21 protein-coding genes, 1 other RNA gene and 3 pseudogenes are annotated in these 24,128 nt (G+C 60.6%); 14 read left to right on the top strand and 11 right to left on the bottom strand.

What is annotated here, in order from left to right:
* Positions 1-99 precede the first annotated feature (99 nt).
* Positions 100-1,422, top strand: a complete 1,323-nt coding sequence (locus DW645_RS05910) for a serine dehydratase subunit alpha family protein (RefSeq protein WP_118226808.1) — start codon at positions 100-102, stop codon at positions 1,420-1,422.
* 414 nt (positions 1,423-1,836) lie between these two features.
* Here the strand turns inward: DW645_RS05910 and DW645_RS10235 are convergent.
* From DW645_RS10235 to DW645_RS05875, 7 genes and pseudogenes are all read right to left on the bottom strand, one after another.
* Positions 1,837-1,920 (bottom strand): annotated as a pseudogene (locus tag DW645_RS10235) (helix-turn-helix transcriptional regulator); the annotation flags it as partial.
* 235 nt (positions 1,921-2,155) lie between these two features.
* The gene (locus DW645_RS05900; protein WP_118094091.1) at positions 2,156-2,509 is read right to left on the bottom strand and encodes a hypothetical protein; all 354 of its coding nucleotides are present in this window, start codon (positions 2,507-2,509) and stop codon (positions 2,156-2,158) included.
* A 103-nt stretch (positions 2,510-2,612) separates the two neighbouring features.
* Positions 2,613-3,233: a helix-turn-helix domain-containing protein gene (locus tag DW645_RS05895; RefSeq protein WP_118226807.1), complete on the bottom strand. Its 621-nt coding sequence runs from the start codon at positions 3,231-3,233 to the stop codon at positions 2,613-2,615.
* A 346-nt stretch (positions 3,234-3,579) separates the two neighbouring features.
* A pseudogene (locus DW645_RS10230) lies at positions 3,580-3,696 on the bottom strand (Arc family DNA binding domain-containing protein); the annotation flags it as partial.
* Positions 3,697-3,840, bottom strand: coding sequence for an HAD family hydrolase (locus DW645_RS05885; protein ID WP_233540725.1), 144 nt, complete (start codon positions 3,838-3,840; stop codon positions 3,697-3,699).
* Position 3,841: 1 nt separating this feature from the next.
* Positions 3,842-4,891 carry a tryptophan--tRNA ligase gene (trpS, locus tag DW645_RS05880; RefSeq protein WP_118226805.1) on the bottom strand — a complete coding sequence of 350 codons (1,050 nt, stop codon included), beginning with the start codon at positions 4,889-4,891 and terminating at the stop codon, positions 3,842-3,844.
* Between the two features lie 89 nt (positions 4,892-4,980).
* On the bottom strand, positions 4,981-5,382 hold the full coding sequence (locus tag DW645_RS05875) for a hypothetical protein (protein ID WP_233540724.1): 402 nt from the start codon (positions 5,380-5,382) through the stop codon (positions 4,981-4,983).
* On the opposite strand from DW645_RS05875, the gene DW645_RS10020 reads away from it, so the two are divergent.
* Both DW645_RS10020 and DW645_RS05860 read left to right on the top strand, forming a co-directional pair.
* The gene (locus DW645_RS10020; protein ID WP_233540723.1) at positions 5,359-7,605 is read left to right on the top strand and encodes a PTS transporter subunit EIIC; all 2,247 of its coding nucleotides are present in this window, start codon (positions 5,359-5,361) and stop codon (positions 7,603-7,605) included. The genes DW645_RS05875 and DW645_RS10020 overlap by 24 nt on opposite strands.
* A gap of 150 nt (positions 7,606-7,755) precedes the next feature.
* Positions 7,756-8,493: a DeoR/GlpR family DNA-binding transcription regulator gene (locus tag DW645_RS05860; RefSeq protein ID WP_118226803.1), complete on the top strand. Its 738-nt coding sequence runs from the start codon at positions 7,756-7,758 to the stop codon at positions 8,491-8,493.
* Positions 8,494-8,590: 97 nt separating this feature from the next.
* On the opposite strand, the gene DW645_RS05855 is transcribed toward DW645_RS05860, so the two are convergent.
* Positions 8,591-9,349 (bottom strand): HAD family hydrolase, encoded by a 759-nt coding sequence (locus tag DW645_RS05855; RefSeq protein ID WP_118226802.1) that lies wholly within the window; start codon positions 9,347-9,349, stop codon positions 8,591-8,593.
* Positions 9,350-9,664: 315 nt separating this feature from the next.
* Between DW645_RS05855 and rpsA the strand changes: the two genes are divergently transcribed.
* The 3 genes from rpsA (at position 9,665) to DW645_RS05840 (ending at position 12,386) form a co-directional block, all read left to right on the top strand.
* Positions 9,665-10,831: a 30S ribosomal protein S1 gene (rpsA, locus tag DW645_RS05850; protein ID WP_022095232.1), complete on the top strand. Its 1,167-nt coding sequence runs from the start codon at positions 9,665-9,667 to the stop codon at positions 10,829-10,831.
* Positions 10,832-11,174: 343 nt separating this feature from the next.
* Positions 11,175-11,536: RNase P RNA component class A (rnpB, locus tag DW645_RS05845), an RNA gene on the top strand.
* Between the two features lie 211 nt (positions 11,537-11,747).
* Complete coding sequence (locus DW645_RS05840) at positions 11,748-12,386, top strand: YigZ family protein (protein ID WP_199576441.1); 639 nt, start codon at positions 11,748-11,750, stop codon at positions 12,384-12,386.
* 67 nt (positions 12,387-12,453) lie between these two features.
* Here the strand turns inward: DW645_RS05840 and DW645_RS05835 are convergent, their stop codons facing one another.
* Positions 12,454-12,900 (bottom strand): C-GCAxxG-C-C family protein, encoded by a 447-nt coding sequence (locus tag DW645_RS05835; RefSeq protein WP_118226798.1) that lies wholly within the window; start codon positions 12,898-12,900, stop codon positions 12,454-12,456.
* Positions 12,901-13,147: 247 nt separating this feature from the next.
* Between DW645_RS05835 and DW645_RS05830 the strand changes: the two genes are divergently transcribed.
* The 4 genes and pseudogenes from DW645_RS05830 to DW645_RS05815 all read left to right on the top strand — a co-directional run.
* Positions 13,148-14,431 carry an O-acetylhomoserine aminocarboxypropyltransferase/cysteine synthase family protein gene (locus DW645_RS05830; protein ID WP_118226796.1) on the top strand — a complete coding sequence of 428 codons (1,284 nt, stop codon included), beginning with the start codon at positions 13,148-13,150 and terminating at the stop codon, positions 14,429-14,431.
* Between the two features lie 141 nt (positions 14,432-14,572).
* The gene (locus DW645_RS05825) at positions 14,573-15,877 is read left to right on the top strand and encodes an MFS transporter (RefSeq protein WP_118226794.1); all 1,305 of its coding nucleotides are present in this window, start codon (positions 14,573-14,575) and stop codon (positions 15,875-15,877) included.
* Positions 15,878-16,034: 157 nt separating this feature from the next.
* Positions 16,035-16,613 (top strand): xanthine phosphoribosyltransferase, encoded by a 579-nt coding sequence (locus DW645_RS05820; RefSeq protein WP_117629416.1) that lies wholly within the window; start codon positions 16,035-16,037, stop codon positions 16,611-16,613.
* A gap of 153 nt (positions 16,614-16,766) precedes the next feature.
* Positions 16,767-17,078 (top strand): annotated as a pseudogene (locus DW645_RS05815) (peptide chain release factor-like protein); the annotation flags it as partial.
* A 21-nt stretch (positions 17,079-17,099) separates the two neighbouring features.
* On the opposite strand, the gene DW645_RS05810 reads toward DW645_RS05815, so the two are convergent.
* A complete protein-coding gene (locus DW645_RS05810) occupies positions 17,100-18,062 on the bottom strand; it encodes a diacylglycerol kinase family protein (protein ID WP_118226792.1) in 963 nt (320 codons plus the stop codon).
* Between the two features lie 87 nt (positions 18,063-18,149).
* Entirely contained in the window at positions 18,150-19,571 is a 1,422-nt protein-coding gene (locus tag DW645_RS05805; RefSeq protein ID WP_199576439.1) for a chloride channel protein, read from the bottom strand.
* 211 nt (positions 19,572-19,782) lie between these two features.
* Between DW645_RS05805 and glp the strand changes: the two genes are divergently transcribed.
* From glp to modB, 4 genes are all read left to right on the top strand, one after another.
* The gene (gene glp / locus DW645_RS05800; protein WP_117770008.1) at positions 19,783-21,045 is read left to right on the top strand and encodes a gephyrin-like molybdotransferase Glp; all 1,263 of its coding nucleotides are present in this window, start codon (positions 19,783-19,785) and stop codon (positions 21,043-21,045) included.
* Between the two features lie 10 nt (positions 21,046-21,055).
* Positions 21,056-21,535 (top strand): molybdenum cofactor biosynthesis protein B, encoded by a 480-nt coding sequence (locus DW645_RS05795; protein WP_117769987.1) that lies wholly within the window; start codon positions 21,056-21,058, stop codon positions 21,533-21,535.
* Positions 21,536-21,739: 204 nt separating this feature from the next.
* Positions 21,740-22,615 (top strand): molybdate ABC transporter substrate-binding protein, encoded by an 876-nt coding sequence (gene modA, locus DW645_RS05790; RefSeq protein WP_117769986.1) that lies wholly within the window; start codon positions 21,740-21,742, stop codon positions 22,613-22,615.
* A 68-nt stretch (positions 22,616-22,683) separates the two neighbouring features.
* Positions 22,684-24,126, top strand: coding sequence for a molybdate ABC transporter permease subunit (gene modB, locus DW645_RS05785; RefSeq protein WP_233540722.1), 1,443 nt, complete (start codon positions 22,684-22,686; stop codon positions 24,124-24,126).
* Positions 24,127-24,128 lie beyond the last annotated feature (2 nt).

The following is a 24,128-nucleotide window of genomic DNA, read 5'->3' as shown; positions in this document are numbered from 1 at the left end:
GTCCGCCGGAACCGTGGTTGCGGTTTTTGATGCATTGTTATCAAATAAAGGAGCCAACTATTTTGAGAGTCCAGCCCGTTATGCAAGCAGGAGATACCTATGCCTACCGATTCCATCCGTGATGCCGCGTTTTGCGATGTTTTGAACCGCGAGCTTGTCTGTGCACTCGGCTGCACCGAGCCCATTGCCGTTGCCTATGCAGCGGCGCTGGCGAGCCAGACGCTCGGTTGCGAACCCGATCATATGGATGTTGCCTGCTCGGGCAACATTATCAAGAACGTTAAGAGCGTGACCGTGCCCAACTCGGGCGGTATGCACGGTATTGAAGCCGCGGCCGTGCTGGGTGCCGTGGGCGGCGACGCTAAGAGCGCGCTCGAGGTGCTCGAGAGCGTTAACGATGAAGACCGCGCTCGCGTGGCCGAGCTCCTCGCCGACGCCGGCTACTGCGATGTGTCGCTTGTCGAGGGTGTGCCCAACCTCTACATCAAGGTGACTGCGACGTCCGGGGGCCATACCGCGGTCGTCGAGATTACCGATCACCACACTAATGTCACGTGCCATACGCTCGATGGTATTCCGGTATGCGGCAAGTCGGCGGGGGAGTGCGCCGCCTGCGCCGAGCGCGTGGTGGCCGAGCGTGCGGCAGATAACGCCGATACGCCCATGTCCATTGATTCCATCATCGACTTTATCGAGGACGGTGACATTGAGGGCGCCCGCGCTGCCGTTGAGCGTCAGATTGAGCTGAATGGCGCAATCAGTGCCGAGGGCCTTGCGCACGCTTGGGGCGCCGAGGTGGGTCGTACGCTGCTGGGTGCTCGTGCCGATGACGTCGCCTGCCGTGCCCGTGCCCGTGCGGCCGCCGGGTCCGACGCCCGCATGAACGGTTGCGCGCTGCCGGTCGCCATTGTGTGCGGCTCGGGCAATCAGGGCATTACCTGCGCACTGCCCGTCATGGAGTATGCCGAGTACCTGCGCTGCGACCACGAGCGCCTGGTGCGTGCCGTGATGCTGTCCGATCTCATTGCCGTGCATATCAAGAGCTACATTGGTGCGCTCTCGGCGTTTTGCGGCGCTATTTGCGCTGCGTGCGGTGCCGGTGCCGCGATTACCTGGCTGTGCGGTGGCACGCGCGAGCAAATCGGTGCGACGGTCTCCAATACGCTCGGCAATGTGGGCGGCATCGTGTGCGATGGCGCCAAGGCGAGCTGTGCCGCCAAGATCTCGGCTGCCGTCGATGCAGCGATCCTGGGCCATGATATGGCCATGCAGGGTCGCGGCTTCCGCGCCGGCGAGGGCCTGATCCAGGATACCGTCGAGGAGACGATCGCGAGCATGGGCTATGTGGGCCGTGTGGGCATGAAGGATACCGATGTCGAGATTCTCAACATCATGATCGGCAAGACCATCGTCGACTGCTAGGGGCTCTGGGGCACTGCGTCTTGTTGTTGAAACTATCGCGCTTGTGGCTGTAAAGCACCTGTCTGCATTGCGGACAGCGAGGATCTCGCGGTATGTCACCAGGTCGTTCTCGCGCTTGATGCGCTCGAGGACGGTTGCGACAACAAGCGCCGCTATCGCCGGCAGGAACGCCGCAGCCGCGGCGACGCCGGCGCCCCAGGTGCCCTCCATCCAGTTAAACGCCGGCGACAGTATCAGTGCGAACGCCACCGCCAGCAACGCGAGCATCAGCACGGCCAGCCATAGCATCCGCGTTCCCATGCGCTTGCGATCTCTTTCGACTGCCTCTTCCATAACGGTCACGTCTCCCTTCACGAGCGTGTCTATGGAGGTGCCGAATAGGATGCTCAGCATGAGCAGGCTCTGGACGTCCGGATACGTCTTGTCCCGCTCCCAGTTCGAGATCGTCTGACGCGACACGTAGAGTTTCTCGGCGAGCTGTTCTTGGGAGAGCCCCATCGCCTCGCGCCTCGTCTTTATCTGGTTGCTGATGTCCATCGTCACCTCCCGGTCGTGAAGGAGCGTCCCGCGAACACATCGGGTGCGCTATCGAATCTGTTGTACATCATATGCGGCAAGGCTTGCCGGGCGCTGCAAAAATTGTTTTGCATGGGGTTTACCTGCATGATTGTTGCTGCGATGCGTGCCATCGCCGCGGGGAGATCTGGCTTGTGGAGGCTTGCGGGGCGATGGCTTAGCGATGTTGTCGAGCAGTCGTCCAGGTGCGCAGGCCCATGGCGGCGTAGCCGATTGCGGTATAGGCAACCCCATGGAACGCAAGGTCCTGGCTGCCCTCGACCGCGAGGGGAAACAGGAGCGCGGGTCCGATTCCGAGCGCTGCGGGTACCCAGAAGAGCGTCCTCGCGGAGTTCGCGGCGAGCAGACCGAGGGTGATTGCAGTTGCGGGGAGCACGGGGTAGATCAGCGCCATCATGGCGATCATGCCGGCATCGGATGGGACGACGCTCACCAGGAGGACGGGGATTGCCCAGCAGACGCCAACGATTGCGATCAATGCGATGAGGGACGCGCGTACGGTGACGTTCATGGGGCACCTCCTAACGGGAATCGCCCCCCATTCTGGCATACATCTTCAGAATGGGGGGGCTAAGGGGGATACCATTTCGGGGAACGGGTGCGTACCCGCGCTTTTAACTCAGCATCTTGGCGAGCATGCCGATGCCGACGCCCACCAGTCCGCCGGCGATGGCGCCGATGATGATCTGCACCGCGTTGCGCGTGCCCTTGACCCAAGGGTTCATCTCGCGCTCACGGCGCCCCTCGAGCGTGTCGCGATCGACCTGCTCGCCGCGGCTAAACGCCAACACCTCGCGGTACGTGACGAGGTCGTGCTGCTTCTTCATGCGTTCCATATACACGAACGCCACGAGCATCACGACGAGCGCCACGGCGGCAAACGCCGCGGTGGGCGCGATGTGCATGCCCCAGCCCCATTCGAACTGGAACGCCGCCCACGCGCTCAGCACCAAAAACACGACCGCGCTCACGACCGTGATTGTGGAGAGGGCGTTGTACTTCTTGGCCGCTTCGTTCATTACCTGTGCCATGGTTTCCACATCTCCTTTGATGAGGGAGTCCACGGTCACCCCGAACACGTTGGAAAGCAGCAGCAGGCTCTGGACATCCGGATACGTACGGCCGCACTCCCAGTTGCTGATGGTCTGGCGCGACACGTAGATGCGCTCCGCCAGATCGTCTTGGGACAGTCCGAGCTCCGTGCGATGCTCCTTGATGTGCGAGCCCAGCTCCATGCGTTTGCTCCCTAGAGGGTCGGGGTGACCCCTGTCGAGAGCCACCATGTCATTGACGCGAGCATCGTACCATCAAAGGTCTTTATATTTGACCCCCACGGGGCAAAATCGAGCTGTCAAAAGGCTTTATATACGACATCTAGCTGGGAAAAGAACGGTCTCCAAAGGCGGGTGCCTCCGGGGACCGGTTGGTGCGTATAGAGGGGGCGAGCTTGCTTTGGGTTGGTGTTGGCCCCGCCGCTCGGCTCGACTTTGGAGCGGCGGGGCTCAACTCTGCCTCGGCGCTGGCGAGGCAGAGCGCGGCTTTGCCCCGACGTCGGCCGCGCCCGAGCCCTGTCTTCCCGGCTTAGCCCTCCTCGCCTTTGGTTGTGCCCTTGAACGAGGGCTCTTTCTTTGGCAGCCTTCCCGCGCGTTTGAGGGCGTCTCGCAAGATCCATTCCACCTGACCGTTGGCGCTGCGCATCTACGAGTACCAGCGCCCGCTTGAGGGGACGAGCAGAACCCCCAGCTCCTTCATGCGCTTGAGCGCGCGGATGTTCGCCTCGGGGATGGCGTGATTGGAGTCGAGGAAGGTCTCGTCCATATCGCCTGCAACAAGGCGGTACATGCTAGTACACCATGCCCATGGCGTCCTGAACCTCGGCCAGGGTCTGCTCGGCAATCTCGTTGGCGCGGCGGTTGCCCTCGTGCAGGACGTCCTTGACGTAGTCCATATCCTGCACGAGCTCCTCGCGGCGCGCGCGGATGGGGGCGAAGTGCTCGTTGACGGCCTCGGTCACGTACTTCTTGAGCTGGCCGGAGCCGCCCATGCCAATCTCCTCGGCAATCTCGACCTCGGAACGGCCGGTGCAGATGGCGGCCGTCGAAAGCAGGCCGGACACGCCGGGGCGGTTCTCGGGATCGAACGTGATCATGCGCTCGGAGTCGGTCTGGCTCTTCTTGATGCGCTTGGCCGTCTCCTCGGCGGTCATCGAGATGTTGATGGCGTTACCGTAGCTCTTGCTCATCTTGCGACCGTCCAGGCCCGGCAGCAGCGGGGTCTCGGACAGCAGCGCTTCGACCTCGGGGAACACCTTGCCGTAGCGGTTGTTAAAGCGGCGGGCGATGGTGCGGGTGAGCTCGATGTGCGGCAGCTGGTCGCGACCGACGGGCACCACATTGCCCTTGCAGAACAGGATGTCGCAGGCCTGGTGCACCGGGTAGGTGAGCAGAAGGCCGGTGAGCTCGTGGCCCGAGGCCTCCATCTCGGCCTTGACCGTGGGGTTGCGCGCCAGCTCGGCCTCGGACACCAGCGACAGGAACGGCAGCATGAGCTGGTTGGCGGCGGGCACGGCGGAGTGCGCGTAGATCATGGTCTTGTCGGGATCGATACCGCAGGCAAGGTAGTCCATGACCATGTTGTACACGTTGTCCTGGATGTTATCGGTGCTGTCGCGGTCGGTGATGACCTGGTAGTCGGCGATGAGCACGTTGGTGTGCACGGCCATGTCCTGCAGCTCGACACGGCTCTTGAGCGTGCCGAAGTAGTGGCCGAGGTGCAGGCGGCCGGTGGGGCGGTCGCCGGTGAGCATGGTGTACTTCTCGGGGTGCTGCGGCAGGTCGGCGCGGATCTGGTTGCTGCGCTCGAGGCTGACCTCATAGCTGAGCTCGTTGGGCATGCTGTCTCCTTTTGGGTTGAGTGCCCGGCCGGCATTGTCGGTCTTGGTTGAAGATGAAGCTACCAGAGAAACGGCGTCTCTTGCCGGAATCAACGATGGTTTTCGCCTTGTCGTCCCGCAGGGTCGTTTCCCTTCTTGGGAAGGAGCCCCTCGATATGCTCGAGCCGCTCCTCATGGGCCACGTGCGCCGCGCGCTCCTCGGCGGCGAAAGCGGGGTCTTTGGGCGTGACGGTCTCATCTCGCTGAGTCTTGGGATTGTAGTGGTGACGCAGTACTGGCTCAAACAGGTGCAGGCGCGCGGCGAATAGCGCCGAGCACGCGAACAGCAAGAGGAAGATCACCACGCGGGCTCCCACGGGGACCTGGTTGATCACCATCGCGCCGAGGGAGAGCAGTAGACACCATGCGTAGATGAGCAGGACCGCCTGGCGCTGGTCGTAGCCCTCCTGGATCAGGCGATGGTGGATGTGGCCCTTGTCGGCCTCACCCATGTGGACCTTAATTACCCTGAGCACGTGGTGGGCATCCCCGCCGAGGAGATGAAGGCCAAGCTCGACGCACACGACCTTAAGCTCAACGGCACGGCTCTTCGCTTTCGCAGCGATTTTATCAATGGGGACCTGGGCAACCAGGATCCCGCGCTCGCTGGAGAGGCGCTTAAGCTCTGCTATGAGGCCTGCGATTACTGTCGCACCTGCGGCGGCGATACCGTGACGATCTGGCTCGGCCACGATGGCTTCGACTACAGCTTCCAGATCGACTACACCCACGTGTTTGACAACCTCGTTAAGGCGTTCCAGGCGGTCTGCGACTATGCGCCCGACCTGCATATCTTCATCGAGTACAAGCCCTATGAGGAGCGCAGCTACGCCTATATCGATACGATGGGCCTCACCGGCATGATCCTCAACGCGGCGGACCGCGAGAATCTGGGTGTCACGCTCGATTACTGTCACATGCTCATGAAGCACGAGAACCCCGCGATGGCTACCGATATCTTCGGCCGTGCCGGCAAGCTCTACGGCATTCACCTCAACGATGGTTACGGCGTGATGGACGACGGACTCATGATTGGCATGGCTACGCCTGTCAAGATGCTCGAAATGCTCTTCTATCTCAAGAAGTACGCCTTTGACCGCGCCGTCTACTTCGATACGTTCCCGATTATCGAGGATGCGGAAGGGGAGTGCGCTCATAACCTCGTTATGATGAAGCTTATGAATGACGCCCTGGAAAGCGTGGGCCAGGAAAAGATTCAGTCCGTGATCGATGCAAACGATGCGCTTGCAGCGGCCGCGCTCGTGCGCGAGCTCTTCTGCACGATGGGGGGTAATCATTATATGAAACGCGATTGGGAAGCTACTGCCAAGGGCATTCTTGCCGCCGTGGGCGGCCCCGAGAACATCTCGGGCATGACGCACTGCGCCACTCGTCTTCGCCTGAACCTACGCGACGATTCCAAGTGTGACGACGCGGCCGTCAAGGAGGTCGACGGCGTGGTCAACACCGTCAACTCGGCCGGCCAGTATCAAGTGCTGATCGGCACCGAGGTGCCCAAGCTCTATGAGAAGTTCGAGCCGCTCGTCAAGGGCTCGGGCGCCGAGGTCTCCACGAGCACCTCCTCCGATGAGGGTATCGTCTCCAGGATCTTCTCTGCTATCTCGGGCGTCTTTGCTCCGCTGCTGCCCGCCATGGCCGGCTCCGGTATCCTCCGTGGCCTGCTAATCCTTGCGGTTCAGCTTGGCCTTATCACCGAGGGCACGGGTACCTACACCATCCTCTACACCCTCTCGATGAGCGTGTTCTACTTCCTGCCGGTGCTTCTAGGCTTCTCCTCGGGCAAACGCTTCGGTGCGAGCCCGTACCTGTCGGCTCTGATCTGCGCCTGTTTGCTCTATCCCGATTTTATCGGCTTGATGGGCGATGCGGGCAACGGCGCCATGAGCGAGTTCTTCGGCATCCCCGTGGTGCTCATGAGCTACAACTCCACCGTTATCCCGGCCATCATCGCCATCTGGGTTTACTCGTTCCTCTATAAGTTCCTGGATGAGCATGTGCCCGAGACCCTTAAGCTCGTCGTGCTTCCCGCGGTCTCGCTGATTATCATGGTTCCCGCCACCATGCTCGTGATCGGCCCCTTGGGCGTCTATGCCGGCGAGGGCATCGCCTTCGTGGTCAACTGGCTCATCGCCCGCTCCAACGTGCTTGCTGGCATCCTGGTGGGCGGCGGCTGGTCCGTGCTCGTCTCGATGGGTATTCACTGGGCCGTCAACCCCATCATGATTAACAATATCGCCTCCAACGGCTTCGACTACATTTGCCCGGCCACCTTTGCCTGCAACTTTGCCGTCATCGGTTGTGCCCTCGGCGTCTTCCTCAAGGCCCGTGATCAGAAGCTCAAGAGCTTTGCCATGACCGGTGCCGTGACCATCTGCCTCTCTGCCATCATCGAGCCCACGCTCTTCGGCATGCTTGTCAAGAACAAGAAGCTCTTCCTGGCTCAGATCATCGGCGGTGCCTGCGGCGGCGCGTTCCTCGGCCTTTTCAAGGTCGTCACCACGGCCTTTGTCTTTGGCTCCGTCACTACGTTCCCGGCCTTCGTCTCCTCCGATCCGATAAACTTCGCTTTCGCCATGATCGGCATGGTTATCTCGGCTGTTGTCGCCGGCGTACTCGGCTACATCTTCACCGACAAGGACGATCAGCTCGCCTAATCTCGCTTTGAGACCCTGCGTCATGAGCTCAAGGCCAAGACCGACCTCCATCTGATAAAGGGTCGCTGCTTATATGGCAGCGGCCCTTTTTGCTTTTGATTGGCTTGATTAGGTTAAACTTTGAAAATAGATGAAAAGGAAGGAACGCCGATGATTCCGTATGAGCGCCATGAACTGATTCTTAATAAGCTAAAGGAGGCTGACCTGCTCAAGATAGATGAGCTCGCGGCCTTTATGCCCGATGTGTCGATGTCTACGCTGCGCCGCGACCTCAAGGAGCTCGAGAAGCGGGGGAGCATCGAGTATCTGACCGGCGGTGCGGTCAAACTGCATTCTGCGGCTCGCGAGGTGAGTGTCTTTGAAAAGGGCGCGCAGCGGAGTAGTGAGAAGGACCTGATCGCGCGTCGTGCGGCAGCGGAGGTCGAGGACGGTGAGACGGTCTATGTCGACTCCGGTACCACCGCGACGGCGCTCCTGAGTCTGCTCGTCGACAAACCAGTGACTATCTACACCACCAACGGCTACGCATGTAGGTTTACGGGCGAGCTTGCTGCTAAGGTGGTGGTGATTGGCGGCGACTTTAATCCCGTTACCTGCTCGCTGACCGGGCCAATGGTGGAGAACGCGTTGCGTGAGCTGTACTTTGACCGGGCGTTTATAGGCGTCAACGCGGTGGACGAGGATCGTGGCATCATGACGCCTGGTTATCCCGAGGCTATCAAAAAGCGCATTGTGATGCGGAATTCCCAAGCGAGTTATGTACTCGCCGACAGCTCCAAGTTCCATGTGTTTTCAAATGTAAAGGTGTGCGACCTGGAGGGCTTTACTGTTATCTCCGACAAGCGCGACGCCAAAATCGGCGAGCGCGTCAAGATGATTACGGCCTAGGACGCCGGGGCATCGCATCTTGTCCTCAAGTCGCTGCCTACGTAAGGAAGCATGCGGCAAACGTACCTGACCTTTTGTCTCATTCCTGATTTGGGGACTAGCTTAGTTCGTCGGCTATTTGGTGCTCGTAGAAGGCTTCTGCTACGGCGTTAAAGTCGCGGGCGAAGTCTTCCATGGTTCCACGCCAGGTGGCGCGGCCGGGCTTTCCTTGGCCCACATAGGCGGTTTGAATGCCGCAGTCGGGGCTGGGGAAATCGCGCTTGGGGTCGTTGCCCACCATGAGGACCTCATGTGGCTCGAGCCCCATGACCTGCAGCTGCTCTAGATAATATGTGGCATCGGGCTTGCAGCGCGTGGCGTTGCCCATGTGCGTTACGAGTTCGAAGGGCGCGTCTGTCAGCTCGCCCCAGCCCATGCGGCATTCGATGGCCCCCTGCGGAAAGCTGGGGTTGGTGAAGAGCGCGCAGCGCAGTCCTGCATCCTGTACGGCCTGGAGCGCGGCATGTGCGCCCGGCATGGCTTTTGCGTTGATCATGTCATCGTTCTTGTACGGCAGAACTTCGTGATCGTAGTAGGTAAACGCCTCGTAGATAAGTGGGTCCGAGAGGCAAATGCCGCACCGGCGCTCGACCTCGGTCTGGTAAAACTCAAGATTGGTGCGATTGTCCGTGCTGCTGCGGCGATTGGCGTTGAGGTCGACCAGGATGGTGCCGAGGCGCGTCATCGTGCCCCCGCGGCTGCGACGTCCGATATCCGCGAGCATCGACGAGACATCCTTAAAATAACGAAGGATGAACGCATTGAGGTTGATGCTAAGAAGCGTCTCGTCCATATCGAAAACGACTGCTTTGAGCACGCGGGCACCTTTCTCGAAAAATCGTTCCAGAATCGTATGTCTGGGATACTTTACCCCAAAGCAGTGTGCCTAGCTGCTCATCGTCAACTTGTGGAGACAGTCGTTCACAAGATTGCGAAAAAGTCTCCATACGAGTAAAAAATCGCAGTTCACGCTTGAAATCGAAGCGATTTCCCCGTAATCTATACGGACGTGATTGCATAAGCGTCACATCAGTATCTGTCGGCTCCCGAGTGTTCCTAAACGTTGTGTGCTTGTCGCACCCTTCTGTAGGTCCTAGCAATCGGGGCCCCGTAGTTCGAAAGGGGTCCACCTTTGAGTGAGATTCAGAACTCGTCCATTTTCTCTCTTGACGATGTCAACGAGGAGGAGATGAACAACCTCATCGACGGTACGATTACCGACTTTGATGAGGGCGATCTCGTTAACGGCACTGTCGTTAAGATCGAGCATGACGAGGTGCTCGTTGACATCGGATTCAAGTCCGAGGGCGTTATCCCGGTCCGCGAGCTGTCCATCCGCAAGGACGCTAACCCTGCAGACATCGTTGCACTCGGTGATCCCATCGAGGCCCTGGTTCTCCAGAAGGAGGACAAGGACGGTCGTCTGGTCCTGTCCAAGAAGCGTGCCGAGTACGAGCGTGCTTGGAACCGCATCGAGGAGAAGTTCAACTCCGGCGAGAACGTCGAGGGCGAGGTTATCGAGGTTGTCAAGGGCGGCCTGATCCTCGACATCGGCCTGCGCGGCTTCCTGCCCGCTTCCCTCGTCGACCTCCGTCGCGTCAAGGACCTCACCTCTTACATGGGCACCCGCATCGAGGCCCGCGTCATCGAGATGGACCGCAACCGCAACAACGTCGTCCTCTCCCGTCGCGTCGTGCTCGAGGAGTCCCGTAAGGCCGAGCGCTCCGAGATCCTGTCCAAGCTCAAGTCTGGCATGCGTCTCCAGGGCACTGTTTCCTCCATCGTCGACTTCGGCGCCTTCGTCGACCTCGGCGGTATCGACGGCCTCATCCACATCTCCGAGCTCTCCTGGAACCACGTCAACCATCCTTCCGAGGTTGTCAAGGTCGGCCAGGAGGTCGAGGTCGAGGTTCTCGACGTCGATCTCAACCGCGAGCGCATCTCCCTGGGTCTCAAGCAGACCACCGAGGATCCGTGGCGCGCACTGGTCAAGAAGTACCCCGTCGGCGCTATCGTCGAGGGCACGGTGACCAAGCTTGTCCCGTTCGGCGCTTTCGTCGACCTGGGCGAGGGCATCGAGGGCCTGGTGCACATCTCCGAGATGGCCAACAAGCACGTCGATCAGCCTTCTCAGGTCACCCACGTGGGCGACAAGGTTCAGGTCAAGGTCATGGAGATCGACCTCGACCGTCGTCGTATCTCCCTGTCCATGAAGTCCGCTGCTGAGACTCTGGGCGTCGAGATCGAGGTTACCCCGCTGCCTTCCGAGAAGAAGGACGAGGAGACCGACGCCGAGTAAATCGGTTTGACGATCACTTGTTTTAAGGGATCCGTCCGTAATGGACGGGTCCCTTTTTGCATTTACTGCCGAGATGTTCGGTAGTGCCTGCGCGTAACGCTGCTTGGGCTGTTCGCTTGCTATTGAGTTGTCGGTGCATGAAAAAACGCCGACATCCCGCCTCGGGGAGGAGGCGGGAACGCACCGAGTAGACGGAGGGGTGCGGAGCGCGGTCGCGTCTCGACTGACAACGTTGCCCATCGGCGTTCCTATTGTACTGCATGACATGGTTCTTGGTTTATCGTGTCGAGCGCTTGTGTTGTGCCGCTGCCTATGCTGACGGTGTGCTACACTCTTGCACTGCTGAGTGGGCCAGACGGTCGCGCGATGTGCTGCTTGCAGCACGCGTGAGGAAAGTCCGGGCTCCAGAGGGCGGGATGCCGGCTAACGGCCGGGCGGAGTGATCCGACGGAAAGCGCCGCAGAAAAGAAGACTCCCACCTGCGCCGCAAGGCGTAAAGGGAAAAGCTGAAACGGTGGTGTAAGAGACCACCAGCGTCGTGGCAACACGGCGGCTTGGCAAGCCCCATCCGGAGCAAGCGCGAATAGGAACGCTATGGGCCGGCCCGGTCCGCGTTCGGGTAGCGTGCGTGGAGCTGCACGGTAACGTGCAGACAAGATAAATGACCGTTCACGACAGAACCCGGCTTATCGGCCCACTCAGCTTTTTTGTTGACGCTGCGAACCCGTCAGCGCGGCAATCTGCCTTTCAAGCCTTCGGGCATGACCATAAGGTCAATGCCCTCGGCTTTCAAGGCACCTTGCTCGCGCTGACGGGTTCTCGCTTTCGTTGACGGAATCATCGGCGTTGTCATTCTTTTTACTAGGGTTATCGTATTATTGAGGCTGTTTGTTGCTTTGCTTGTTGTTGAGGGGCTTTGTTGGACAGCTTTTTTACTCTGCAATCGAATATTGAGGCTTCGGGCGAGTTTGTGGACCGCAAGAGCAGGTTTATTGCCCAGCTGGTCCATATTGAGTCCGAGGACGAGGCGAATGCCTTTATCGAGATGGTTCGCAAGCGTCATTACGACGCTCGACACAATGTTTCCGCGTGGATTTTGGTCGATGGACGCGAGCGCCAGAGCGATGATGGTGAGCCGAGCCGCACGAGCGGTATGCCGACGCTCGAGGTGTTGCGCGGTGCGGAGCTCAAAAATGTTTGCTGCGTAGTGACGCGCTATTTTGGCGGCACGCTGTTGGGGCCGGGCGGCCTGGTTCGCGCCTATACTGCGGCGACGCAAGCGGCGGTGGCCGCGGCTCAGGAGGCCGGGCAGATCGTCGAGATGACGAGTGTCGTGCCTGTTGACGTGCATGTGGCCTATCCGCAGTATGAGCAGGTGCTTCGCTTGGCCCAGGATTCCGGTGCCAAGGTTTCGGATACCGAGTACGCGGATGCCGTGACACTTCATTTGGTGTTTAAGGCGGGGGAGCAGGGGTCGTTTTGCGCTAAGATGCGCGAGCTTATGGCGGGGCGCGAGGAGATTGAGGTCAGCACTCCCGAATTTGCCGAGTTCTAACGGCGACGGTCGGCGTGCTTTTGGACGGATCCCAAGCACACCGACCGTCGTTTTATGTCGCTGCCGTTTACTCGGCGAGCTGCTTTAGTACATCACAGGCGATTTCGACGGCATCGTCGATGCAACCGGGACAGCTGCGGAGCGGACCCTTGTCCGATCCGATGCCCTTGAGCGTGCCGCAGACGGTCGTCGTGTTCTTCTCGCCAAAGCGCTTGGCAATCTCGCGCGACAGTTTGTAGGTCTGGCCCTTGGTCTTGGGGTTTTCCATGCCATCGCTCATTACAAAGCTCATGATGGCCACGGCGCCCGAGATGGCACCGCAAGTTTCGGTCATGCCGCCCATGCCGGCGCCAAAGCCCTCGGTGAGGGTAAAGGCGACCTGGGGGTCGAGCCCGACGGCGGGCGCGAGCGTGCAGGCGACGGCCTGCGCGCAGTTAAAGCCGCGGGCGTGGTATTCGGCAGCCTGAGCCTGGCAGGTGGCAGTGTTGAGCTGAGTGGTATCAATCTGCTTCATCGGTGTCTCCTTGATTGCGGTGTACCCGCCTATGGTACCCTTGCTGGCGCATTCGCTTATCGAGACCGCAGTGCATATCTCATTGTTTTTCGCCATCGAACACTTTCTTAAGATTTGGGACAAATAAACCTGATTAATTTGTCCCAATTAATTTGTCCCATAACCTATCGGCGGGATGGGTTGAGAGGGGTGCGGGGTAGCGGTATTGTGAACCGAATAAAACAAAACCCAAGTAAGGGAGTTGGATATGTGCGAGCAGACTATCGGTACCACGTGCGTTCAGGGCGGCTATCATCCGGGCGATGCGGAGCCGCGCCAGGTGCCCATCTACCAGTCCACCACGTGGAAGTACGACACGTCCGAGCACATGGGCAAGCTGTTTGACCTAGAGGAGTCGGGCTACTTCTACAGCCGTTTGCAGAACCCCACGTGCGATCTGGTTGCCGCCAAGATCTGCGAGATGGAGGGCGGCACCGCTGCGATGCTCACGAGTTCGGGCATGGCCGCGAACTTCCTCGCGATCTTTAACGTGGCCGGTGCCGGTGATCATGTGGTCGCGAGCTCTGCCATTTACGGCGGTACGTATAACCTGCTCGCCCACACCATGGGCCGTATGGGCGTGACCTGTACGTTCGTCGCCCCCGACTGCACCGACGAGGAGCTTGAGGCAGCCTTCCGGCCCAACACCAAGCTCGTCTTTGGCGAGACGATCGCCAACCCCGCCCTTGCCGTGCTCGATATTGAGCGCTTTGCCAAGGCCGCGCATGACCACGGCGTGCCGCTGATGGTCGACAACACCTTCCCGACACCCGTGATGTGCCGTCCCTTTGAGTGGGGCGCCGACATCGTTGCGCACTCCACCACCAAGTACATGGATGGACATGCTGCCTACCTGGGCGGCGTGATCGTTGACCACGGCCAGTTTGACTGGATGGCCCATGCGGATAAGTTCCCGGGTCTCACCACGCCCGACGAGAGCTACCACGGCGTGACGTATGCCGAGAAGTTCGGTCGCGAAGGTGCCTTCATTACCAAGGCCACCGCGCAGCTCATGCGCGACCTCGGTCCCATGCAGAACCCGCAGGCGGCCTTCTTCCTGAACAGCTCGCTCGAGAGCCTGCATGTACGCATGCCGCGTCATTGTGAGAACGGCCTGGCCGTTGCCAAGTTCCTGCAGAGCCATCCCAAGGTACGCTTCGTGAGCTATCCGGGCCTGGAGGGCGATAAGTACTATGACATGGCTCAGAAGTACATGCCCAACGGTACCTGCGGCGTTGTGAGCTTTGGCTTTAACGGTGGTCGCGCGGCGGCCGAGACCTTTATGAAGAGCCTTAAACTTGCCCAGATCGCCACGCATGTGGCTGACGCCCGCACCTGCTGCCTGCATCCCGCTAATGCCACACACCGCCAGATGAACGATGAGGAGCTCATCGCCTGCGGCATCTCCGCCGATATGGTGCGCCTGTCGTGCGGCCTCGAGGATACGGCCGATCTGATTGCCGACCTTGAGCAGGCACTCGAGCAGTGCTAGGCTAGCGTTCGCATAAGGCGCCGATGCTGGCAGAAAGCTTCGGCGATCTTTCGTTCCGATTCCGTAGGCGGGACCCCAATCGCGACTGTTTGTAGGCGATTGGGGCCCCGTTTTTGCGTTGCGCCACTCGAAAGGATGGATATGGAGAAAACCGCAGAGCAGCTGCGCCGCGAGCACATTGCCCTTGAGGGCGACACCCATGGCAAGAACAAATGGGCGATTCTGTTTACCGTGCTCATCATGACGTTTATGTCGTGTCTGGATTCGACCGTCGTGACCGTGGCGTTGCCCGTGATGCAAAAGGAGCTGGGCGTGGGCCTCGACCGCATCCAGCTGGTGAGCTCGGTGTACCTGCTTGCGACATGCGTGGCTATGCTGCCGTTTGGCCGCTTGGGCGACGTGCGCGGCAAGGTGGGCGTATTCCAGCTGGGCGTAATCGTTTTTACGGCCGGCTCGCTGCTTTGCGGCCTTTCGAGTTCGCTCGAAGTTCTTATTCTGGCACGCATTGTGCAGGGCGTCGGCTGCGCAGCGGCCATGGCCAACAACATGGGTATCATCACCGAGTCGTTTCCGGCGCGCGAACGAGGCCGTGCCATGGGTATTCTCGCGACCTTCGTGGCCCTCGGCATGATGTGTGGCCCCGTACTCGGCGGCGTGCTGGTGGCAAGCTTTCCCTGGGAGAGCATCTTCCTCATCAACCTGCCCATTGGAGTCATCTCGTTTATCGTGGGGCTCTATACGCTACCGCATGTTAAGCCGGAGGCCGGCGAGTGCCCCATGTCCCTGATCGAGGCTGCTCGCCGCTGCTTTGCAAATTCGGCTTTCACCATCAACCTTGCCTGCATGCTCATCGTGTTCGTTGGTATTGGCGCATCCGAGTTTATTCTGCCGTTCTATTTTCAGGATGCGCATGGGTTTGGGTCTGACGTTTCGGGCCTGCTGTTTTTGGCGCTGCCAATGGTGAATGCCTTTATCGGCCCGCTTTCGGGAACGGTTTCGGACCGTGTTGGCTGCGAGGGCCCCACGGCGGTCGGCCTAGGCGTGTACGTATGCGGTCTTTTTGCGGTAAGCACGCTCGACGAGCACTCTTCCATCCCTGTGATCGTGTGTTGCGTCGCGTTTATGTCGTGCGGTACGTCGATTTTCCAGAGCCCCAATAACTCGCTGTATATGGGCTCGGCTCCGCGCGAAGCGCTCGGCTTTGCGGGCAGCCTGGGTAGCCTGGCGCGCTATGCGGGTATGGCAGTGGGCATTACAGCGGCATCGCATATCCTGTATGGGCAGATGAGCGTGGCGATGGGCGAGTCCGTGACCAGTTTCGTTGCAGGCCGTCCGGATGTGTTCCTGTTCGGCTTTCGCTCGGTGTTCTATGTGCTCATGGCTGTGGCCGCTGTGGGTTTTGCGCTCGCCATGGTGCGTTTGGTGAGGATGCGCGCCCGCCATTAGTGTGTTGAGAGACTGTCTGCCACGATTCGCGCCGTCCCAAAAAGACCGGTTTGTGGTGCGATGCGGCTTGTGGGGCGGGCGGGGGTCGGTCCGTGGTAGACTATCGAACAACGTTTATTAATCGCGCGGCATCGTTGCCGCGAGAAGGGGTTGCGCCATGCAGGAGCTTGAGGATCGTATTCGCCATGACGGCATCGTAAAGGCCGGTAACGTCCTTAAGGTTGATGCCTTCCTCAACCACCAGTGCGACGTTGAGCTGTTCGACCACATGGGCGCTGAGTGGGCCCGTCTGTTCAAGGATGTCGAGATCAACAAGATTCTGACGATCGAGGCTTCGGGCATTGGTATGGCTTGCATCGCAGCCCAGCATTTTGGTGGCGTGCCGGTTGTCTTTGCCAAGAAGGCACAGTCCATCAACCTCGACGGCGAGCAGTATGCTACGACCATCTACTCCTTTACCAAGCAGAAGGAGTATCCGGTCATCGTGGGCAAGCGCTTCCTGTCCGAGGGCGACAAGGTCCTGATCATCGACGACTTCTTGGCCAACGGCTGCGCGCTCGAGGGTCTTATCAAGATCTGCGAGGCTGCGGGTGCCGAGGTATCCGGCATTGGCATTGCGGTGGAGAAGGGCTTCCAGGGCGGTGGCGATAAGCTCCGCGAGCGTGGCTTCCGCGTTGAGAGCCTGGCCCGTATCGCCGATATGGACTGCGAGACCGGCGAGATCACCTTCGCCTAAGCGCGCAACACAAGCGATTGGTATGCGATGTGACAAAGGGACTGTCCCTTTGTCACATTTTTTTGTATGAGGGGAGGTATTGATATGGATGAGAACAAGATGGGATGGTGCGAGTATGCGCGCTATGCCGCGATGGCGGCCGAAGAGTTGGCGCGCGATTGCGAGGTACAGGTGTTTCGCGCGACGGGTCCGGGCGGACAAGGCGTGAACACGACGGACTCGGCGGTGCGCATGAAGCACGTGCCCACAGGGATTACCGTGACGGCGCGCGAGAGCCGCAGCCAGTTCCAAAATCGCGCGAGCTGCCTGCGCAAGCTGCACGCCGAGCTCGAGCGACGCGGACGTCCACCGCGTCGACGTGTAAAGACCAAGGTGCCCCAGCGCTCTCGTCAGCGCAGGCTCAATGACAAGCACTTCAATGCCATTAAAAAGGCCAACCGACGCAAGCCGGGCAGCGACGAGTAGTCGTTTGTTCCACTGGCCTTGCTAGCGGGTAGGGTGCCAAACTTGGATGGCGCTGCCGAGGACGTCGACCTCGATGCGCGAGGCGTCAACGGGCTCGCCGTCGGCCTGGATGGGGTAGTCGGGCTCCTCAAAAGTTAGCTCGGCATGGCGGCAGCGGCGCATGCGAACCGGTGGCAACTTGGTATGGTGGCCGTCCTTGGCCGAAAGGAACATAGGCAGGGCTACCGCGCGAGGGACGGGGCCGCAGGCGTAGCAGACGTCGAGCATGCCGTCGCAGGGGTCGGCATCGGGGCAGATGCGATAGCCCGAGCCATAGGTAGGACCAAGCTGAATCGCCATGATGATCGCCCTCACGCGCTCGGCGGGCGCGCCGTCAAAGCTGACTGTCATGGGGTAGTTGCGGTAGCGCAGGCCAAACTGCTCAAGTCCCGAAAGGGTGTAGAGCGGCGCGCCCGTCAAGCCGGTCTTTTTGCGCAGCTCGGTGGTGCCCAGGCCGATGGCGGCATCGATGCCGACCGAGAGCGTCTGGTCGTAGTACTCAACCGAAGCCTCGCCGCTTCCGCTTGCGGGGTTCCATGAGCGAATGCGCCCGATATCCTGGTGCTGCAGCTCGCAGGTGAGCAGCGCGCCAAAATCCTTACCGGAGAAATCGTCGATTCCGAGCGTCTGGGCAAAATCGTTGCCGGAGCCCACGGGCAGGACGGCAAGGGCGGGACGGATGGCCTCTTCCTGCGCCATGAGCCCATTGACGACCTCGTGGATCACGCCGTCGCCGCCAAGGGCGATAACGGTGCGGTATCCCTGAGCCTGTGCGGCAAGCTCCTTGGCGTGCCCCATGCACTCGGTCAGCACTAGGTCAAACTGGGACGTGCGCGCCGTCATGTCCAAAAAGCGTTGCAGGCGCTCGGCAACCTCGCGCGCGGCGCCCGACTGGGCGACAGGATTGGCGATGATGATCGTGCGACCAAAGTCAGTTGCGTGCATGGGGCGACTCCCGGCGTGTGGCATGACGGTGCGGTCGCGCTCGGGTCGAATTGCCCCCGATTGTGGCTGCACGGCGATTACTTACGTCTACTCTATCAGGTCATTGTGGCGCTCGATAGCCTCTGCCACCGTTCCGCCCTCGTCCACGATAAGCGAGCGGCGCTTGGGCGACACGATGCGCTGCGCGGGGTACACGCCACGGTGGCCGCCGACGAGATAGCTAATAAACGAGACGATGACAAAGAAGCCCGCGGCTGTTCCATGGAACAAGTCGATAGCCATCATGCAGGTGGTGATGGGCACGTTGAGGCCGGCACAGAAGACGCCGAGCATGCCGAGGGCCGCCATAAAGCTCGGATCGAGTCCAGCGAGGCAGCCAATCCATCCGCCGAGCGCCGCACCGATGCCAAACAGGGGCGTGACCTCGCCGCCTTGGAAACCGGCACCCAGGGTGAGCGCCGTTACGACGAGCTTGATGGCGGCGTCGGCGAGGGTGGTGGTGCCGGCAAACCCGGCGCCCGAAAGCCACGTGGAAAGGCCGGCATACTCCCAGGCGTCAAGCAACGCATAGGCCGCAAGCACCACGAGTGCGCCGACGAGCGCACGGACGAGATAGTTGGTGATAAAACGCGCATACAGGTTCTTGACCGTGCGGACCGACCAGGCAAAGAGGCGCGCCGTCAGGCCAAAGACAATGGCTCCGATAACGACGATGGCAACCGTTCTGGGCGTCATGTCGGGAACGCTGGCGATGACGTTGCTCTCGTACTGGGTGCCCAGGGCGAGTGACGTAAAGTAGCCGGTAAACGAGGCGACCAGGCAGTAGATGCCCGCGGTGTAGTCGATCTTGCCGATAAAGCACATCTCCATGCCAAAGAAAGCTCCAGCAAGGGGCGAACCGAATACGGCGCCAAAGGCCGACGAGATGCCGGCGAGCATGAGGTCGTGGTGGTCATGCTTTTTGAGGTGGGCGAGGCTCGAGATGTTGCTGGCGATGGTGCCGCCAATCTGCACCGCGGCTCCCTCGCGACCGGCCGATCCACCCGTTAGGTGCGTGAGCGTGGAGCAGACGAAGGTGAGGACGGCCATGCGCATATGGATGAGGCGTGTGCCCAGAGCGGAGTCGATGACCAGGTTGTTGCCTCGTTTGGCAGCAAGGCCGTGGTTTTTGTACACCCATGCGGTGGCAATGCCCACAACGGGAAGCAATGCGTAGACCCACGCGTGGTGCTCGCGATAGTCGGTCGCGATATTCAGCGAGGCCAAAAACGCCCAAGCGGCAACGCCCATGGCGAGCGAGACGATGACGACGAGCGCGAGCAACTTGGCGCTCGCGAGTAGGTTGCGGGCGTTGCGGCGCGTGTCGGCAGCCAAGAGATGCTCGGAGCGGGTGAGCTGTTGCCTGCCTGCCATGATGACGTCATTAAGGGAGAAAAAGCCGCCGTCGTCGAGCGACTGGGAATGATCCTGCGCCTCGTTTGCGCTTTCGGGTTTGTCGGTAAAAGCCATACGTTCCTCTTTTAGGTTGCAACACGAGCATTATAGAACGTGCCATACGTGACAAACCGGCAGGTTGGTTTTGGTATTGTTTCGCGGCTTGCGGCCGACAGATGTATTCGCGGCCGCGGGCCAGGTCTTGAGCAGGCGGCGAGGGATTATACTGAGATAAACATAAAGAATCGGCGCTTTTGTTGCGCGCCGCAGCATGCTAGAGGTGCATATGGCTGAGAAACTCATTCCGTTGGAGGACGCACAGGCGATCGTCTTGTCGCACGTGAATCGCACCGAAGTCGTCGAGATTCCCGTGTGGCAGGCCGTCGGTCTTCCCTTGGCCGAGGATGCGGTGGCCGATATCGACATCTCGCCGTTTGCCAACAGCGCTATGGACGGATATGCCGTGCGCTCGTCGGACTTGGCGCGGGCATCTGGCGAGGCGCCGGTGACGCTCGACGTTATCGGACACGAGGCCGCGGGCCGTGTGTTTGAGGGCGCAATCGGCGCGGGTGAGACGGTCCGCATCATGACGGGCGCGCCGGTACCCGAAGGTGCCGATGCCGTGGTGAAGTACGAGATCGTCGATGTGCTCGATGGCGACGGCAACGAGGGCTCGCGTGTGAGGTTCTCGGCGCCTGCCAAGGTGGGGGAGAACGTTCGCTCTGCCGCCGAGGAGGCGCATGCCGGCGATATCGTGATGCGTGTCGGCGAGGTTGTGGCACCGGCGGGCGCCGGCTTGCTGGCGAGCGCCGGGTATGCGAGCGTGAAGGTGCATGCCGCTCCGCGCGTGGGCATTATCTCGCTGGGGACGGAACTGGTCACACCGAGTAAGGTACCGGCGCGCGGTCAGATTCGCGATTCCAACTCGTCGGCGTTGATGGCCGAGGCGCTCGATGCAGGAGCCGAGCCCGTGTTCTACGGCATTGCGCCCGATGATGAGCAGGCGATTGCCGAGCTGGTGCATCGTGCCGTGCAGGAGTGCGATTTTGTCATTACGAGCGGTGGCGCCTCGGCGGGCGATTACGATTTCGTGACGGCGCTCGTCCGGCGCGAGGGCGAGGTGCTGTTTGACCGCATCTCGATGCGTCCGGGCAAGGCCATCACGTTTGGCTTGCTCGGCGGCAAGCCGTATCTGGGGCTTTCGGGCAATCCCGCGGCGGCGTATGTGGGCTTTGAGATGCTCGCGCGCCCGGCGATTCGCAAGATGCGCGGTTTTGCCGAGGGGGCGCGTCCCGTGCAGCAGGCGACGCTCACGCACGGCGTGAAAAAGCGACAGCATCGCCGCTTCTTCGATCGCGCCACGGTTTTGCGCGACTCCGAGACCGGTGAGCTGTTGGTGACCGAGGCCAAGACGCAGAATTCGGCGTTGCTCGGCACGATGCAGCGGGCCAACTGCCTGTTGCGTATTGACGAAGGTCCGTGCGAGCTCAAGGCGGGCGACGTCGTGGATGTCGTGCGTGTCGACCTGCCTGAGGGCGCCGTGTTGTAGGAGGAATGCTATGGAGCTGAAGATATCGATCGTGACGTGTTCGGATACGCGGGGCCTTGCCCAGGACGAGGCCGGTGCCGCACTCGAGGAGCTTATCGAGGCGCAGGGATGGACGGTCGCCTCGCATGTGGTCGCGCGCGATGACGTCAGCGAGATTGGTGATGCTATTGTGGAAGCCGCCGATGAGTGCCACGCCAATGTCGTGCTCACCTGCGGCGGCACGGGGCTTTCGATGCGCGATGTGACGCCCGAGGCGACGCGTGCCGTCTGCGATCGCGAGGTGCCGGGTATTGCCGAGGCGATCCGTGCGTACTCGATGACCAAGACGCGCCGCGCCATGCTCTCGCGCGCTATTTGCATGCAACGAGGTCATACACTTGTCGTAAACTTTCCCGGTTCTACGAAGGCCGCTCGCGAAAGCTGGGAGGCCATAGCGGACCAGCTGGAGCATGCGGCTCAGATGACAGCGGGCGGCGGACATACCAACTAAGCGATTTACCTGCGGCGGAGCGACCTGAACGGCTGCTCCGCTTTTTATTTGCGCCCAAGGGGACGGCATTCTGTAGGCATGCCTGAAGCTATATTCTCAGAAGAGAATAATTTCTCATAATCATTATTCGCACCGAAGTATAATTTAATTACAGAATAAAGCCCGCGGTGGGGTACCCGGGCACAAGGTCCGAAAGGGTTGAACATGTTCGATATGGTTTCTCGCCGCGGATTCGTCTCGCTCTCTACTGTCGCCGCTGCCGGCCTTGGGCTTGCCGGCTGCTCCGGCAACAAGGAGCCTGAGGCGACCGGCTCCGATGCCGGCTCCGCCAAGGCCTCTTCCAAGAAGGAAACCGTCGAGCTGCAGGTCTTTGCTGCCAACTCGCTCGAGAAGGCTTTGCCCGAGGTTCAGAAGCTCTACACCGAGCAGACCGGTACCACCTTTGCCGACACGCAGTTTAAGGCATCCGGCGACCTCGTTGAGCAGATGCGTGCCGGTGCCACGGTCGACGTGCTCATCACCGCTTCCAAGGGCACCATGGATGACGCTGAGACCGTCGAGCTCGTCGATGCCGACACGCGTGAGGATATGTTCGTCAACGACCTCGTGATCATTCGTGCCGAGGGCTCCGACACCAAGGTCGAGGCCATCGCCGACGTCGCGAATCTGGACGGCAAGATCGCCATCGGCGACGCCAAGACCGTCCCCGCCGGCAAGTACGCCAACCAGGCGTTGGCTTCCGTGGGCCTCTACACCGGCACCGAAGGCGACGACGGCGAGTATGCTCCCGAGATCGCCGACAAGGTCGCACTGGCCGACAAAGTTGGTACCGCTGCCGCCTATGTGTCCACAGGCGACTGCGTGGCCGGTTTTGTCTACAGCTCCGATATCTTCCGCTACGACGGCATCGAGGAGGCGTTCGTGTGTCCCGAGGACTCGCACAAGCCCATCGTGTATCCGGGCGCCGTTGCCGAGAGCTCCGAACATGCCGACGAGGCTAAGGCGTTCATCGACTTTTGCCTGTCCAACAAGAAGGCTCAGAAGATTTGGGCTAAGTACGGCTTTGAGCTTTCCGCGTAGTGCGGCTTGGCGCGATAATTCCATCGTTTTGTGTTTCACTCCGTCCTTGTATTCGCTTGGAGCTTTTCGTGCTTAATAGATTCCGCATGCTTGTCGCCTGTGCTTTGACCTTCGCGCTTTGCTGGGTGCCGGGATTTGCGTTTGCTGGGGACGCTGAGGACGGGGCCCAGGTTGCTGCGACCGCTCATGGGCTTTCCTATGGGATCGAGGGTTTTGAGCGGTTGGCCAAGGGGACCGCTCGTGCCATGGAGGGCCAGCCTGAGGGCTTCCGGTTTCCCGTTGACGAGGACGTGGACCTTGTAGTGGCGCCTGCTGCCGATCGCGTTGTGGTGTGGATATCGCCCAAGGCGGTCGAGAAGTTTGGATTGGATCCGCAGGACAACGAGTGCGTATCGGGTCTCAAGGCCCTCGTCTGCGAGCTCGACAGCGCAAACTCCATGGGAGGTGCGCAGCTAGGGGACGTTGATCTTCCTTGGTATGTTACGGCGGAAACAATGTTTGATGCCGGCGGTTATACCTATGGCTTTGACGAGCGCGGTGCGGATGGGGACCGCTATGTGGTGGTTGCATCGGCCTCGGGTGATGCCAAGGGCGGCGCGCGTTGGCTTGATAGCGCTCAAATGGTAGAGGCATCGTCTGTCGTGTTGCGGGATGAGCAGGGGCCCTTGACCTCTCTGGCCTCCTTTTTAGGCGGCATCGACTACCGCCCGTTTTGGGTGTCTATCAAAACGAGCGGCCTTGCCCTGCTGATCTCCTTTGCGCTGGGCTTGTTTGCCGCGTGGAAGACTATGGGTACCTCGAGTCGCATCAAGGGCCTGCTCGATTCGGTCTTTACGATTCCTATGGTGCTGCCGCCCACGGTCTGCGGCTTTCTGCTCCTCATGCTGTTTGGCCGCTCGACCGGGGTGGGCCAGTGGCTGATCGCGCGCGGCATCTCGATCGTCTTTACCTGGCCCGCGGCGGTTATTTCGGCCGTCGTTGTGTCGTTTCCGCTCGTCTATCGTACGGCACTCGGAGCCTTCGAGAGTCTCGACACGCAGATGCTCGACGCCGCGCGAACCTTGGGATGGTCCGAGTGTCGCATCTTTACCAAGCTCATGATGCCGCTCGGCTGGCCCTCGATTGCCGCCGGCGCGGTGCTTGCCTTCGCGCGTGCCATGGGCGAGTTTGGCTGCACCCTGTTCTTTGCGGGCAACTACGCCGGCATTACCCAGACCATCCCTATCGCCATCTACTTTGAGTGGATGGGCGGCAACACCTCGGTGGCCCTCTTTTGGGTCGTCGTCGTGATCGTGTTTAGTTTCCTGGTCATTTTGTTCATCAATATGTACACGGCGCATTCGCAAAAGTACCGCGAGCGCGGCCTGTCCCACGCGGAGCGCAAGCAGGCCAAGCAGCTGGGTAGCCAGATCGATTCGCTCGACCCAGTGGGCGGCGATGCGCTGCGTATCGATCGCGAGGCGCTGGCCGAGCTCATGCGCGATGACGCAGCACCGCAGGGAGGTCGATAAGC

Source organism: Collinsella sp. AM23-17 (genome assembly GCF_003470945.1).
Lineage (GTDB): Bacteria > Actinomycetota > Coriobacteriia > Coriobacteriales > Coriobacteriaceae > Collinsella > Collinsella aerofaciens_O.
Note: the sequence above shows the minus strand (reverse complement) of the source record. Positions and strands in the feature narration are given on the sequence as shown.